The sequence below is a fragment of the Propionibacterium acidifaciens genome (genome assembly GCF_003798325.1).
Lineage (GTDB): Bacteria > Actinomycetota > Actinomycetes > Propionibacteriales > Propionibacteriaceae > Propionibacterium > Propionibacterium acidifaciens.
On the sequence record NZ_CP033719.1, the window covers coordinates 2,330,837 to 2,344,642 of the forward strand.

A 13,806-nucleotide genomic window follows, 5' to 3' on the forward strand; every position below is an offset into this window, starting at 1 on the left:
GACCCGGGCTGATCCCCTGGCGCACCTTCCCCGGCGCCAGGTGACCCCGGCTCGGGTTGGAACCGGATGCCGCAGTTCCACTTCGGGGGAGGACGTCATGACCGAGCCGGGCACCGGCGTCGACCCCGCCGCGGTCCACGTCCCGGTGATGGCCGAGGCCGTCGCCGCCCACCTCGCCCCCGCCCTCGGGCGTCCCGGCGCCGTCTACGTCGACGGCACCCTCGGCATGGCGGGGCACGCGAGCCTCGTCCTCGACCGGAACCCGGGCGCCGTCCTGGTCGGCATCGACCGCGACGCCGATGCGCTGGAGCTCGCCGGACGACGCCTGGCCCGGTTCGGCGGCCGCGTCCACCTGGTACGGGCCCGCTTCGACGAGCTCGACCGGGTCCTGGCGGGGGTCGGCGTCGAGCGCATCGACGCCATGCTCCTCGACCTGGGCCTGTCGAGCCTGCAGGCCGACCGCGTCGACCGAGGCTTCGCCTACCGCGTCGACGCCCCGCTCGACATGCGCATGGACACCCGGGGCTCCGTGACGGCGGCCGACGTCCTCAACGGCTACGCCCCCGACGAGCTCGTCCGCGTCCTGCGCGACTACGGCGAGGAGCGCCAGGCCCGGCGCATCGTGCGGGCGATCGTCGCCGAGCGCGAGCGCGAGCCCTTCACCACCTCCGCCCGCCTCGTCCGGACCATCACCGGCGCCCTGCCGGCGGCAGTGCGGGCACGCCAGGGCGGGCATCCGGCCCGCCGCGTCTTCCAGGCGCTGCGCATCGAGGTCAACGGCGAGCTGGACGCGCTGTCGGGCGTCCTGCCTGTCATGCTGGACCGCATGGATGTGCATGCGCGCGCGGCCGTCCTGGCCTACCACTCGCTGGAGGACCGCATCGTCAAACGGGCCTTCGCCGCGGCCGCCGAGGACGCGGCGCCGCCCGGCCTGCCCGTCGTCCCCGAGCACCTGCGCGCGCGCTTCGCGCTCGTCACCCGCGGCGCCGCCCGGCCCGCCGCCGAGGAGATCGCGCGGAACCCCCGCGCCGCATCGGCCCGGCTGCGCGTCCTCGAGCGCATCCGGCCGGTCGACGGGGGGCGGTGCTGATGTCCGCGCGCAGACCCCGCCGCGCCCGTCCGCGCGTCCTCGTCCCCGACGGCCACGGCGGACGGCGTCTGTCCAACGGCGCCTTCGTCCTGGTGCTCATCGGCATGCTCGGCATCGGCCTGGGCGGCGTGGTCGTCCTGAGCACCCAGATCCAGGACCAGCAGACCCAGCTCGAGCAGCTGCAGAACCAGGCCGAGCAGGCCTCCCACCACGAGGCGGCGCTGCAGGGCGAGGTGGAGAGGCTCAGCACCACGAACTCCCTCGCCTCGATGGCCGCGGCCCTCGGCATGGTGCCGAACACGAACCCCCTCATCGTCCAGATGCCCGACGGTGCGAGTCACGGCACGCCCGTCCCGATGGAGGGCACCGAGATGCCCGGGGTCGCCGTCCCGACGGCCGGCGCCCCGTCCGGCGGACCGTCGGCCGGCTCCTCCGCGTCGGCGTCGTCCAGCGCCCCGGCGTCGTCCCCGACGGGCTCCGGGCCCGCTCCGAGCCCCCAGGCGAGTGGCTGATGGGCTCCTCCCGTCCCCGCTCCCACTCGTCCCGCCCGCCGGCCGCGCGCGGGGGCGGCCGACGTCCCCCGTCGGGGCGTCCGGCCGGCTCGTCGGCCCACGGTCCGCGCCGGGGCTCGACCACCCTCCGGGTGCGCATCGCCATGGGCCTCATCGTCGTGCTCACCCTCGCCCTGGCGGCCCGGGCCTTCCAGCTGCAGGGGCTCGACTCGGCGGCCAACGCCCAGGCCGCGGCCGAGAAGATGACCCACACCCGCACGATCAAGGCCACCCGCGGTGCGATCCTCGACCGCAACGGCGAGGTGCTGGCCAGCACCCAGCCGGCGGTGAAGGTCATCGCCGACCCCACCGCGATCAGCGCCAACGGGTACAACACCGGCGGCCTGACCGACGAGCAGGCGGCCGACCTGGCCGAGCGCACCCCCCACCAGATCGCCGAGGTCCTCGTCAACTTCCTCGGCGGCGCGACCACCGACTACCTCCCGGCCCTGACCCGCACGACCAACGACGACGGCTCGGCCGACCAGTACGAGGTGCTCGAGGAGAGGGTGAGCGCCGACACCTACGAGCAGCTCCACCAGGCCCTCGACGAGGCCACCGACGTGCTGGGCAACAAGGGCCTCTACGGCATCACGAGCGAGGACGACCCGATCCGGGTGTACCCCTCGGGCACGCTCGCCTCGAATGTCGTCGGCTTCGTCAACTCCGAGGGGGCCGGCGCGGGGGGCTTCGAGTACTACGCCGACGCGCAGCTCGCCGGCGCCGACGGCTTCGAGCAGTACGAGTCGGGCCAGTACGGCCGCATCCCGCTCGCCGACAACACCCTCAAGGACGCGACCGACGGCACCACCTACACGCTGACGATCGACTCCGAGCTCCAGTACACGGCCCGGCAGCTGCTCGCCTCCCAGGCCGCCGAGTACAACGCGCTGAGCGCCTCGACGGTCGTCATGAACGCCAAGACGGGCGAGATCCTCGCCCTGGCCACCACGCCCGGCTACGACTCGAACGCCCCGGGCGCGGCCGACGCCGACGACCTGGGCAACCGGGCCATCACCGAGGCCTACGAGCCCGGCTCGGTCGCCAAGGTCTTCACCAACGCGGCGCTCTTCGACCAGGGCCTGGCCGACCCCGACACGAAGGTCGAGGTCCCCGCCTCGCTCGCCTCGGGGGACGGCGAGATCAAGGACGCCGACAGGCACGCCGACACGAAGCACTACACGGCCCGCGGGGTCTTCTACCACTCCTCGAACATCGGCTCGGCGCTCCTGCTGCGCCAGATGGACGCCGCCGCCTACCGGCAGTACATGGCCGGCTTCGGCTTCGGCGCCGCCAGCGGCATCGAACTGCCCGGCGAGACCGACGGCTACCTGCCGGACGCGTCGATGCCCGACTACACGCGCGACAACATGGCGTTCGGCCAGGGCTTCTCGGCCAACGCCGTCCAGATGGCCGCCGCGCTCGCCGCCGCGACCAACGGCGGCGTCTACCACCGCCCGACGATCATCGCCGGGGCCACCGGCGCCGACGGAGCCGCGGTGCCCCTGCCGGAGCGGAGCTCCCGGAGGGTCATCTCGGAGCGGGCCAGCGGCCAGGTGCGGGACCTCATGGAGGCGGTCACCGCCGGAGGAACGGGCCAGCAGGGACGGATGATCTCCGGCTACCGGATGGGCGGCAAGTCGGGCACGGCCCAGGTGATCGACCAGACGACCGGCCAGTACGACGCGCACCGCTACATGTCGTCCTATGTGACCGTCGCCCCGATCGAGGACCCGCAGATCCTCGTCTACACCGTCGTCGAGGTGCGGGACCAGTACGGCGGCACGGTTGCCATGCCGACCTCCCGCATGCTCATGTCGGCGGCGCTGCCGCGCTACGGTGTTCTCCCGAGTGCTGAGGTCCCGATCGACACCGAACCCCTGGAGTACGAGCCGTGATGAGTGCACCTGCGCCCGAGAGCAGCGAACGCGCCCTGCGTCCGTCCGCCGTCCGACCCCGACGGCTGGACGAGCTCGCGACCGGGCTCGGCCTGCGCGTGCCGGCCGACGCCGGCGGCACGGTCCTCGTCGACCTCACCCTCGACTCCCGGCAGATCGGGCCCGGCTGCCTGTACGTCGCCCTGCCCGGCACTCGCACCCACGGTGCGCGCTTCACCGCCCAGGCCGCCGGGGCCGGGGCGGCGGCCGTCCTCACCGACGACGAGGGCGCCGCGCTCGCGGCCGGCTCCGGCATCCCCGTCGTCGTCGCCGACTCCCCGCGGGTGGCGATGGCCCATCTCGCCGCCCGCCTGTTCGGCGATCCCTCGCGCGGGCTGCTCATGGTCGGGGTCACCGGCACCAACGGCAAGACGACGACCGCCTTCCTGCTCGAGGCCGCCCTGCGCGCGGCCGGGCACCGGGTCGGCACGATCGGCACCATCGGCTTCCGCCTGGACGGGCGCGCCCTGTCCAGCCCCCGCGGCACCGTGACGACGCCCGAGTCCTGCGACCTGCAGGGGCTGCTGGCCGCCATGGCCGAGCGGGGCGCCGACGCGGTGGCGATGGAGGTCAGCTCGCACGCCCTCGCGTTCGACCGGGTCACCGGGGTGCGCTTCGACGCCGCCGCCTTCACGAACCTCGGGCGGGACCATCTCGACTTCCACCGGACGCAGGAGGCCTACTTCGAGGCGAAGGCCCGGCTCTTCGCCCCGGACATGACCCGCCGCGCCGTCGTCAACGCCGACGACGAGTGGGGCCGCGTCCTCGCCGAACGGGTGCGGGCCGCCGGCGGCGTCGACCTGGCCACCTTCGGCTTCGGCGCCGGCGCCGACTACCGGGTGCTGGGCTTCGAGGGCACCGCGTCCGGCGGGGAGCACGTCGAACTCGACGCGGCGGGCCGCCGCCTGGACTTCGACATCGCCCTGCCCGGGCGCTACAACGTCGCCAACGCCGCCACCTGCGCGGCCATGCTGGACCTGTGCGGCGTCGACCTCGACGCCGCCCTGCCTGGTCTCGCGGCGGCCCAGGTCCCCGGGCGCATGCAGCGGGTCCCGCTGCCCGCCCCGGCCCCGCGCATCTACGTCGACTTCGCCCACACGCCCCAGGCGGTGGCCTCCGCGCTGGCCGCGGTGCGCGGCCGCACGATCGCCGTCGTGGGCGCCGGGGGCGACCGCGACCGGGCCAAGCGCGAGCCGATGGGCCGGATCGCGGCCCAGCACGCGGACGTCGTCGTCGTCACCGACGACAATCCCCGCACCGAGGAGCCGGCGAGCATCCGGGCCGCCGTGCTGGCGGGCGCGCGCAGCATCGGTCGGGCCGAGGTCATCGACGGCGGCGACCGCCGCAGCGCGATCGCCCGGGCCCTGGCCCTGGCCGGCCCCGACGACGCCGTGGCCGTGCTGGGCAAGGGCCACGAGACGACGCAGGAGGTCGACGGGGTGCGCCACCCCTTCGACGACACGGCGGTGATCGCCCAGGAGTGGGCGCGGCTGCGCGCGGGCGCCGCCGAGGACGACGGGGTGCGCCCCGGCGGCGTGCCGGAGGGGAACTGACGTGCGGGTCACCAGCGCACAGCGCCTCGCGCGGCTCCTGGCGGCCGCGGGCATCGAGCCGTCCGTCGTCGGCGACGGGCAGGTCCCGGTCGGCCCCGACGTCGTCATCGACAACCGCGCCGCCACGGCCGGCTCCCTGTTCATCGGCCTGCCGGGGGAGCGCGTCGACGGCGCCGACTTCGCCGCGGCGGCGGCCGAGCGGGGCGCCGCCGCGGCCGTCGTCGGCCACGACGTCGGGGCGCCGCTGACGCGCCTCGTCGTCCCGGACCCCGCGGCGGCGCTGGCCGCTCTGGCCCGCGCGCTCGTCGACGTCGAGGACCGGCGCGGTATGACGACCCTCGCCATCACCGGCTCCAGCGGCAAGACCTCGACGAAGGACCTGCTGGCCCAGGTGCTCGAGCGCCTCGGCCCCACCGTCAGCCCGGACGGCAACCACAACAACGAGATCGGCGTCCCCCTCACCGCCTGCGGCGTCGACGAGCGCACCCGCTTCCTCGTCGCCGAGATGGGCGCCCGGGGGATCGGCCACATCAGGACGCTGTGCGCGATGGTCCCGCCGCGCATCGCCGCCGTGCTCAACATCGGCACCGCCCATCTCGGCGAGTTCGGCAGCCGGGAGGCGATCGCCCGGGCCAAGGTCGAGATCCTCGAGGCCCTGCCCGCTGACGGCTGGGCGGTCCTCAACGACGACGACCGGCTCGTCGCGGCCATGGCCGGGCGCACCGGTGCCCGCATCGCCCGCTGGTCGGTCGCCGGCCGGCCGGCCGGCGACGCCGAGCTGGCCGTCTGGGCCGAGGACATCGCCCTCGACGCGCTCCAGCGCGGCGCGTTCACCCTGCACGCCCTGCGCGAGGGCGTCCACGGCCGGGTCCCGGTGCGCCTCGGGCTCGTCGGCGCCCACCAGGTCCCCAACGCCGCCGCCGCCGCCGCCATGGCACTGGCCGCGGGGGCCCCGCTCGGCTCCGTCGGTGCGGCGCTCAGCGGAGCCCGCACCCGCTCGCCGCTGCGCATGGAGCTGGTCGAGACCGCCCGCGGCGCGGCGATCGTCAACGACTGCTACAACGCCAACCCCGATTCGACGGCCGCCGCGCTGCGCGCCGTCGCGGCCATGGGCGCGGCGCGCCGGGCCGAGCGGCCGGACGCCCGGGTCATCGCCGTGCTCGGCGACATGGCCGAGCTCGGCCCCGACGCCGACGCCCTGCACCGGGACATCGGCGCGCTCGCCGCCTCGCTCGGCTACGACGAGCTCGTCGCCGTCGGCGAGCACGCCGGCGCGCTCGTCGCCGGCGCGACCGCCGCCGGGCCCGGGACCAACGCCCGGGCGGCGGACAAGGCGGATGTCGCCGGGTCACTAGAGTTGGGCGCGGGCGATGTCGTGCTCGTCAAGGCCAGTCGCGTGCTGGCGCTCGAGGATGTCACCGCACAGCTCATCGACCGTGACGAGGAAGGTACTGCGCGATGATCACGATTCTCTCGGCGGCGATCATCGCCATGGCCGCCACACTCGTGGGCACCCGTTACTTCATCGTCCTGCTCGTGCACCGCGGCTACGGCCAGTTCATCCGCGACGACGGCCCCACGAGCCACCGCACCAAGCGGGGCACGCCCACCATGGGCGGCGCCGTCGTCATCCTCGCCGTCGTCCTCGCCTACTTCCTGGCGCACCTCATCTCCCGCTCCTCGGTCACGGTCTCCGGGCTGCTCGTGCTCGCCGTCTTCGTCGCGACGGGCCTCGTGGGCCTCCTGGACGACTGGACGAAGATCTCCAAGCAGAGATCCCTCGGCCTCACGCCGCGCGGGAAGATGATCGGGCAGGGCCTCATCGGCGTCCTGTTCGGCGTCGCCTCCCTGCTGTTCCCCGCCGCCGCCGACCCCCAGGTCGCCAAGAACGTCGGCGCCCGCCCCGCCACCGTCGCGATCTCGCTCGTCCACGACATCGACTGGCTCCGCCTGCCCGTCGTCGTGGCGATCATCTGGATGACCCTGCTCATCACCGCCGGCTCCAATGCCGTCAACCTCACCGACGGGCTCGACGGCCTGGCCACCGGCGCCTCGACGATGGTCTTCGCCGCCTACGCCCTCATCAGCATCTTCCAGGCGAACCAGTGGTGCGTCACCGGCGGCAACCACGGCCCGCGCTGCTTCACGGTGCGCGACCCGAACGACCTGGCGGTGGTGTCGATCGCTCTGGCGGGCGCCTGCTTCGGCTTCCTGTGGTGGAACGCCAAGCCGGCGAAGATCTTCCTGGGCGACACCGGCTCGCTGGCGCTCGGCGCCGCGATGGCCGCCCTGTCGATCTACACCCGCACCGAGCTGCTGCTCATCGTGCTCGGCATGCTCTTCGTCATCGAGACCGCCTCGGTGATGATCCAGGTGAGCTACTTCAAGCTCTCGCACGGCAGGCGCGTGTTCAAGATGGCCCCGCTCCACCACCACTTCGAGATGGTCGGCTGGGACGAGGTCACGGTGGTGATCCGCTTCTGGATCATCTGCGGGGTGTGCGTGGCCGTGGCCCTCGCACTGTTCTACGGCGGCTGGATATGGGGTTGGTGACATCGTGAAGGACTGGATGGCCGGTGCCGACAGGACCAGCCCGTGGGGGAGGGCCCATGCCGTCGTCGCGGGCCTGGGCACCTCCGGGTACGCCGCAGCCGACGCGCTGCTCGAGCTGGGCGCCTCCGTCACCGTCCTCGACGACGGCGACGACGAGTCGCTGCACGAGCACGCCCGGATCCTCGAGGCCCTCGGCGCGCGGGTGGGCCTCGGCCCCGGCTCGAGCGCGCGGTTGCCCGACGGCGCCGACGTCGTCATCACCTCGCCCGGCTGGCGCCCCGACTGGCCGCTGCTCGCCCAGGCCGCCGGGGCGGGCGTGCCGATCTGGGGCGAGCCCGAGCTCGCCTGGCGCCTCGTGCCCGCCGGCCGCTCGATCGCCTGGCTGGGGATCACCGGCACCAACGGCAAGACGACCACGACGCAGATGCTCGACTCGATGCTGCGGGCCGGAGGCTTCCGCTCCGCGGCCGTCGGCAACATCGGCCGTCCGATCATCGAGGCCATCAACGATCCGGCCGACTACGAGGTCCTCGCGGTCGAGCTGTCGAGCTTCCAGCTGCACTGGTCGCCCTCGCTGGCCCTCCACTCGGCCGCGGTCCTCAACCTCCACGCCGACCACCTCGAGTGGTACGACTACGCCGGCGACACCGCGGCGGCGATGGCCGCCTACGGCGCCGACAAGGCGCGCATCCTCCACGGCGTGCACCACGCATGCGTCTACAACGCCGCCGAGCCGGCCACCCGCGAGATGGTCGCCGACGCCGACGTCGTCGAGGGGGCCCGCGCCATCGGCTTCACCCTCGGCGTCCCGCAGGTCGCGCAGCTGGGCGTCGTGGACGACCAGCTCGTCGACCGCGCCTTCATCGCGCAGCGCCAGACCTCGGCCCTGCCGCTCGCATCGCTCGACGACGTCCGGCCCTACGCCCCGCACAACGTCGAGAACGCCCTCGCCGCGGCCGCCCTGGCCCGCAGCTTCGGCGTCGCGGCGCCGGCCGTCGGCCAAGGGCTGCGCGAGCTTGACCTCGGCGGACACCGCATCGAGACGGTCGCCGAGGCCGGCGGGGTGCGCTGGGTCGACGACTCCAAGGCCACCAACCCGCACGCGGCGAACTCCTCGATGCGCGCCTTCGAGCACATCGTGTGGATCGCCGGGGGCCAGGCCAAGGGCACCTCGTTCGGCGGGCTCATCGACGCCCACCGGGAGCGGCTGCGCGGCGTCGTCCTGCTGGGCGCCGACCGCCGGCTCATCGCCGACGCCCTCGCCGAGCACGCCCCCGAGGTCCCGGTCGTCGTCCTCGACGGAACCGACACCGCGCTCATGGCCGAGGCCGTGCGCCGCGCCGCCGCGATGGCCGTCCCCGGCGACACGGTCCTCATGGCCCCCGGCTGCGCCTCGAAGGACATGTGGCCCGGCTATGCGCAGCGCGGCGACGACTTCGCCGTCGCCGCCCGCGCCGTGACCGCTCGGGGCGCCTGACATGGCCGCCTCCCGCGGGCGCCGGAGGGGCCCGCGCACCGAGCCGAGCGGTCTGAGCGCCGAGCTGCTGGGCGAGGCGGTCGCCCGGCCCAGCGCCGACTACTACCTCGTGCTGTCGTGCGTCGGGCTGCTCCTCGGCCTCGGCGTGCTCATGGTGCTCAGCTCCTCGTCCGTCTACGCCGCCGAGAACCTGGGCGACTCGTACTACTTCCTCCGCCGCCACCTCCTCTACCTGGCCGTCGGCCTCGTGCTCGCCTGGCTCGTCTCGCGGCGCAGCGAGCGGGCACTGGGGGTGCTCGGTTGGCTGCTCGTGGGCGCCATGATCATCGCCGAGCTGCTCGTCGTGTTCACTCCGCTGGGCGACGCCGCCGACGGCGCCTCGAACAAGGGCAACCGCAACTGGCTCAGCCTGGGTCCGCTCAGTCTGCAGCCCTCCGAGTTCGCCAAGATCGGTCTCGTCCTGTGGGCGGCGAGCATCTTCGCGACCAAGCGCAGGAACCTGGGCCGGGCCAAGGATCTCCTCTTCCCGGTCGTCCTCGGCTTCGTCGTCATCATCGGCCTCGTCGTCGTCGGCGGCCACGACCTCGGTACGGGCGTCATCCTCCTGGCGATCATGCTGGCGGTGTACTGGTTCATCGGGGCCCCCTGGCAGCTGCTCGTCGCATTCCTCGCCGCGGCCGTCCTGCTCGTCGCCGCCCTCGTCGTCACGAGCCCGGGGCGGATGCAGCGCATCGGGGCCCTCCTGTCGGGCTCGGGCGCGGTCGGCGACTCCGAGCAGCCGCTCAACGCCGTCTACGCGCTGGCCACCGGCGGCTGGTGGGGCGTCGGGCTGGGCCGCAGCCGCGCCAAGTGGGGCGGACTCTACGACGGCGCCCTCAACGACTACGTCTTCGCGGTGCTCGGCGAGGAGATGGGCCTGCTCGGTACGATCGTCGTGATCGGCCTGTTCCTGAGCCTCGGCCTGGTCGGCATGCGCATCGCGAATCGCAGCACGCGCGTCTTCTGGCGCATGGCCGCCGCCTCGGTGACGGCCTGGCTGCTCATCCAGGCGGTGCTCAACGTGGCCGTGGCGATGAGGATGTTGCCGGTCATGGGCGTGCCGCTGCCGTTCATCAGCTACGGCGGCTCCTCGCTCATCGCCGATCTCGTGGCGGTGGGGGCCCTGCTGGCCGCCGCCCGCCACGAGCCGGAGGCGGCGGCCGCCCTGAAGCGCCGGGGCGCGCCCGCCCGGGGGAGGGCCGTGCGCGTCACCTCAGTGGTCGACGGAAAGGGACGATGATGGTCAACGTCGTGCTGGCGGGTGGCGGGACGGCCGGGCACACCTCGCCGCTCATCGCCACGGCCGAGCAGTTGAGGAGCCTCGACCCGGGCGGGACGGTGGTGTGCATCGGCACGCCCAAGGGCCTGGAGACCCGCGTCATTCCCGAGGCGGGCCTGGAGCTGCGCCTCATCCCGCCGGTGCCGATGCCGCGCCGGCTCACCGGCGAGCTGGTCAAGGTGCCGTTCCGGCTGCGACGGGCGGTCCGCCGGGCGGGACGGGTCCTCGACGACGTCGGCGCCGACGTCGTCGTCGGCTTCGGAGGCTACGTCTCGATGCCCGCCTACCTGGCCGCCCGCCGCCGGCGCGTCCCCGTGGTCATCCACGAGCAGAACGCACTGCCGGGCCTGGCCAACCGCGTGGCCGCCCGCTTCGCCGCGGCCGTGCTCACCTCCTTCCCCGGCACGCCGCTGCCCGGCGCCCGCCAGGTGGGGCTGCCGGTGCGCGCCGCCATCACCGAGCTCGCCGAGCAGGGCAGGGCCTCGCGACGGGCCGCCGCCCGCGCCGAGTACGGCCTGCGCGGGGATCTTCCCGTGCTGCTCGTCTCGGGCGGCTCCTCGGGCGCCCGCTCCATCAACACCGCGGTCGTCGCGGCCCGCGACGACCTGCTGGGCGCAGGCATCCAGGTGCTCCACGTGCTCGGCATGAAGAACTTCCACGACGACGAGACCGTCGTCGACGGCTCCACCGGCGCCGGCTACCATCCGCTGGCCTACGTCGACGACATGGAGAACGCCTACGCGGCCGCCGACTTCATGCTGGCCCGCTCCGGCGCCGGCACCGTCGTCGAGACGGCCACGGTCGGCCTGCCGGCCCTCATGGTGCCGCTGCCGATCGGCAACGGCGAGCAGGCGCGCAATGCGAGGCCCCTCGTCGAGGCGGGCGCGGCCCTCGTCGTGCCCGATGACGAGCTCGACCGCGACCGCCTCGTCGGCGAGCTCCTCCCCGTCATGCTGGACGCCGGGCGTCTCGCACGGATGGGCGCCGCGGCCCAGAGGATCATGCCGCCCGGCGCCGCCCGGCGCGTCGCGGGGATCGTGCTCGAGGAGGCCGGCCGTGACGCTGCGTGAACCCGTCGGGCTCGTCGCCCCCGACCGCTTGGGCGCACTGCACCTCATCGCCATGGGCGGCACCGGCATGAGCGGCATCGCCCTCGGCTACCACGAGCTCGGCATCCCGGTCAGCGGCTGCGACCGGACCGACTCGCCGGCCCTGCGGCACCTCGCCGAGCTGGGCATCGAGACCCACGTCGGCCACGACCCCGCCCAGCTGGAGGGGGTGAGCACCGTCGTCGTGTCGAGCGCCATCCCCCCCGACAACGTCGAGCTCGTCGCGGCCCGCCGGGCCGGGCTGCGGGTGTGGCACCGCAGCACGGCGCTGGCCGCCCTCATGCTCGGGCACCGGGGCGTCTCGGTCGCCGGCACCCACGGCAAGACGACGACCAGCGCGATGGTCGCCACGATGGTGGCCGCCGCCGGGGCCGATCCCAGTTACGTCGTCGGCTCGCCGCTCGTCACGACGGGGGAGTCCGCCCGCATCGGCCGCGGCGCCCCCTTCATCGTCGAGGCCGACGAGTCGGACGGCTCCTTCTGGCAGTACCCGACGAGCATCGCCGTGATCACCAACATCGAGGCCGACCACCTCGACAACTGGGGCACCCCCGAGCGCTACGCGGACGGCTTCGCCCGCTTCGCCACGGCCGAGCGGGTCGAGCGGGTCGTCATCAACGGCGACGACCCGGGGGCGAGGGCGCTGGCCGAGCGGCTGCGCGCGGATCCGGCGGTGCGCGCCGGGGTCATCACCTACGGGGAGTCCGCCGGCGTCGACGCCCGGCTGACCGACGTCTCGTCCGCCGGCATGACGGCCCGGGCGCGCCTCGACCACGACGGCCGCGAGCACGGGCTCGAGCTCGCGGTGCCCGGTCGGCACAACCTGTGGAACGCCGCCGCCGCCTTCGTCGTCGGCGAGCTGCTGGGTCTGGACGCCGACGCGCTGCTGGCCGGCGCGCGCTCCTTCGCCGGCACCAGCCGCCGTTTCCAGCTCGTCGGGTCGGTCGCGCTCGACGGCGGCGATGTCACCGTCGTCGACGACTACGCCCACCACCCCACCGAGATCGCCAGGGCCCTGGAGGCCGGGCGCGGGGCGGCCGGCGGGGGGCGCCTCATCGCCTGCTTCCAGCCCCATCTGTTCAGTCGCACCCGCATCTTCGCCGAGGAGTTCGGCCGGGCGCTGGCCGCGGCCGACCTGGTCGTCCTCACCGACGTCTACCCGGCGAGGGAGGAGCCGGAGCCGGGCGTCACCGGCGAACTCGTCGTCGACGCGGCCCGGGCCGCCGGCGCCGACGTCCGGTACGTTCCCGACAAGACCGGGCTGCCCGCCGCCCTCGCCGACCTGGTGCGCGGCGGCGACCTCGTCATGACGCTCGGCGCAGGCGACATCACCCGCGTCGGACCGGCCCTGCTCGAGCGGTTGGGGGCGTCCCGGTCATGAGCGCGGAGCTCGACCAGGCGCTGCGGGTGCGTCAGCGCGCCCGGGCCCGCCGACGCACCCGGCGGTTCGCCGCCGTCGCCGTCGGGCTCCTCGTCGTCGCCGCGCTCGCCTGGCTCGTCGGCTTCTCGCCGGTGCTCGTCGTCCGCGACGTCGAGGTCACCGGCACCGTCCTCACCCCGGTCGACGACGTGCGGGCCGCAGCGGCCGTGCCCGCCGGCGCCCCGCTCGCCCGCCTCGACGGCGCCGCGGTCACCGGCCGCGTCGAGCAGCTGGCGACCGTCGCCGACGCGCGGCTCGTGCGCTCCTGGCCGAGCACCGTGCGGATCGAGGTCACCGAGCGCTCCGCCGTCTACCAGATCGACGCCGGCGGCGGCTACGGGCAGGTCGACTCCTCCGGCGTCGTCTTCACCACGAGCCCCGAGCGCTCAGCCGTCCCCGTCGCCGCGCTCGCCGACGCCGGCGACCAGGGGCTGCGGGCCGCCGTGGCCGCCGCGACGAGCGCCCTGCCCCAGGACGTGCGCGAGCGCCTCGGCTCGGTCAGCGCCGGCTCGGTGGACTCGATCAGCTTCCTCCTCGACGGCGGCACCACGATCTTCTGGGGCGGCGCCGAGCAGTCCGCCGAGAAGGCCTCGGTCATCGAGGTGCTGCTCGCCCGGGGCGGAGACTATACGACGTACGACGTCTCCGCGCCCTCCCGCCCGGCCGCCTCCTGAGCCGTCGTGCGGGTCCGGTCCGCGGCCGGGTGGGAGGGCCCGGAGCGCTCCGATTCAATGTCTCGACCACAGGTTCAGACTCTGGACGGAACACGCCGGGCCGTTGGACTAAGCCACCGGCCTT

At 74.5% G+C, this 13,806-nt stretch carries 11 protein-coding genes; all 11 read left to right on the forward strand.

Going from position 1 to position 13,806, the window contains the following annotated elements:
• Positions 1-97 precede the first annotated feature (97 nt).
• The 11 genes from rsmH (at position 98) to EGX94_RS09970 (ending at position 13,682) form a co-directional block, all read left to right on the forward strand.
• A complete protein-coding gene (gene rsmH / locus EGX94_RS09920; RefSeq protein ID WP_021796165.1) occupies positions 98-1,090 on the forward strand; it encodes a 16S rRNA (cytosine(1402)-N(4))-methyltransferase RsmH in 993 nt (330 codons plus the stop codon).
• Positions 1,090-1,602: a hypothetical protein gene (locus EGX94_RS09925; RefSeq protein WP_123826245.1), complete on the forward strand. Its 513-nt coding sequence runs from the start codon at positions 1,090-1,092 to the stop codon at positions 1,600-1,602. The genes rsmH and EGX94_RS09925 overlap by 1 nt, the downstream gene beginning before the upstream one ends.
• Before the next feature lie 131 nt (positions 1,603-1,733).
• On the forward strand, positions 1,734-3,539 hold the full coding sequence (locus EGX94_RS09930; RefSeq protein WP_051383711.1) for a peptidoglycan D,D-transpeptidase FtsI family protein: 1,806 nt from the start codon (positions 1,734-1,736) through the stop codon (positions 3,537-3,539).
• Entirely contained in the window at positions 3,539-5,131 is a 1,593-nt protein-coding gene (locus EGX94_RS09935; protein WP_021796425.1) for a UDP-N-acetylmuramoyl-L-alanyl-D-glutamate--2,6-diaminopimelate ligase, read from the forward strand. The genes EGX94_RS09930 and EGX94_RS09935 overlap by 1 nt, the downstream gene beginning before the upstream one ends.
• A gap of 1 nt (position 5,132) precedes the next feature.
• On the forward strand, positions 5,133-6,593 hold the full coding sequence (locus EGX94_RS09940; RefSeq protein ID WP_081660752.1) for a UDP-N-acetylmuramoyl-tripeptide--D-alanyl-D-alanine ligase: 1,461 nt from the start codon (positions 5,133-5,135) through the stop codon (positions 6,591-6,593).
• Positions 6,590-7,684, forward strand: a complete 1,095-nt coding sequence (gene mraY / locus EGX94_RS09945; RefSeq protein WP_021796070.1) for a phospho-N-acetylmuramoyl-pentapeptide-transferase — start codon at positions 6,590-6,592, stop codon at positions 7,682-7,684. Before EGX94_RS09940 ends, mraY begins: the two co-directional genes overlap by 4 nt.
• Before the next feature lie 16 nt (positions 7,685-7,700).
• Complete coding sequence (murD, locus tag EGX94_RS09950; protein WP_021796071.1) at positions 7,701-9,161, forward strand: UDP-N-acetylmuramoyl-L-alanine--D-glutamate ligase; 1,461 nt, start codon at positions 7,701-7,703, stop codon at positions 9,159-9,161.
• A gap of 1 nt (position 9,162) precedes the next feature.
• Positions 9,163-10,440 (forward strand): peptidoglycan glycosyltransferase FtsW, encoded by a 1,278-nt coding sequence (locus tag EGX94_RS09955; protein WP_021796065.1) that lies wholly within the window; start codon positions 9,163-9,165, stop codon positions 10,438-10,440.
• On the forward strand, positions 10,440-11,549 hold the full coding sequence (murG, locus tag EGX94_RS09960; protein WP_043119851.1) for an undecaprenyldiphospho-muramoylpentapeptide beta-N-acetylglucosaminyltransferase: 1,110 nt from the start codon (positions 10,440-10,442) through the stop codon (positions 11,547-11,549). Before EGX94_RS09955 ends, murG begins: the two co-directional genes overlap by 1 nt.
• On the forward strand, positions 11,536-12,969 hold the full coding sequence (gene murC / locus EGX94_RS09965; protein WP_021796066.1) for a UDP-N-acetylmuramate--L-alanine ligase: 1,434 nt from the start codon (positions 11,536-11,538) through the stop codon (positions 12,967-12,969). Before murG ends, murC begins: the two co-directional genes overlap by 14 nt.
• On the forward strand, positions 12,966-13,682 hold the full coding sequence (locus tag EGX94_RS09970; protein WP_028706922.1) for a cell division protein FtsQ/DivIB: 717 nt from the start codon (positions 12,966-12,968) through the stop codon (positions 13,680-13,682). The genes murC and EGX94_RS09970 overlap by 4 nt, the downstream gene beginning before the upstream one ends.
• Positions 13,683-13,806: the final 124 nt, after the last annotated feature.

Excerpts from the sequence above, each read along its gene's own strand:
- rsmH (WP_021796165.1), top strand. The coding sequence starts at position 98 with ATGACCGAGCCGGGCACCGGCGTCGACCCCGCCGCGGTCCACGTCCCG.
- EGX94_RS09925 (WP_123826245.1), top strand. The coding sequence starts at position 1,090 with ATGTCCGCGCGCAGACCCCGCCGCGCCCGTCCGCGCGTCCTCGTCCCC.
- EGX94_RS09935 (WP_021796425.1), top strand. The coding sequence starts at position 3,539 with ATGAGTGCACCTGCGCCCGAGAGCAGCGAACGCGCCCTGCGTCCGTCC.
- mraY (WP_021796070.1), top strand. The coding sequence starts at position 6,590 with ATGATCACGATTCTCTCGGCGGCGATCATCGCCATGGCCGCCACACTC.
- murD (WP_021796071.1), top strand. The coding sequence starts at position 7,701 with ATGGCCGGTGCCGACAGGACCAGCCCGTGGGGGAGGGCCCATGCCGTC.
- EGX94_RS09955 (WP_021796065.1), top strand. The coding sequence starts at position 9,163 with ATGGCCGCCTCCCGCGGGCGCCGGAGGGGCCCGCGCACCGAGCCGAGC.
- murG (WP_043119851.1), top strand. The coding sequence starts at position 10,440 with ATGGTCAACGTCGTGCTGGCGGGTGGCGGGACGGCCGGGCACACCTCG.
- EGX94_RS09970 (WP_028706922.1), top strand. The coding sequence starts at position 12,966 with ATGAGCGCGGAGCTCGACCAGGCGCTGCGGGTGCGTCAGCGCGCCCGG.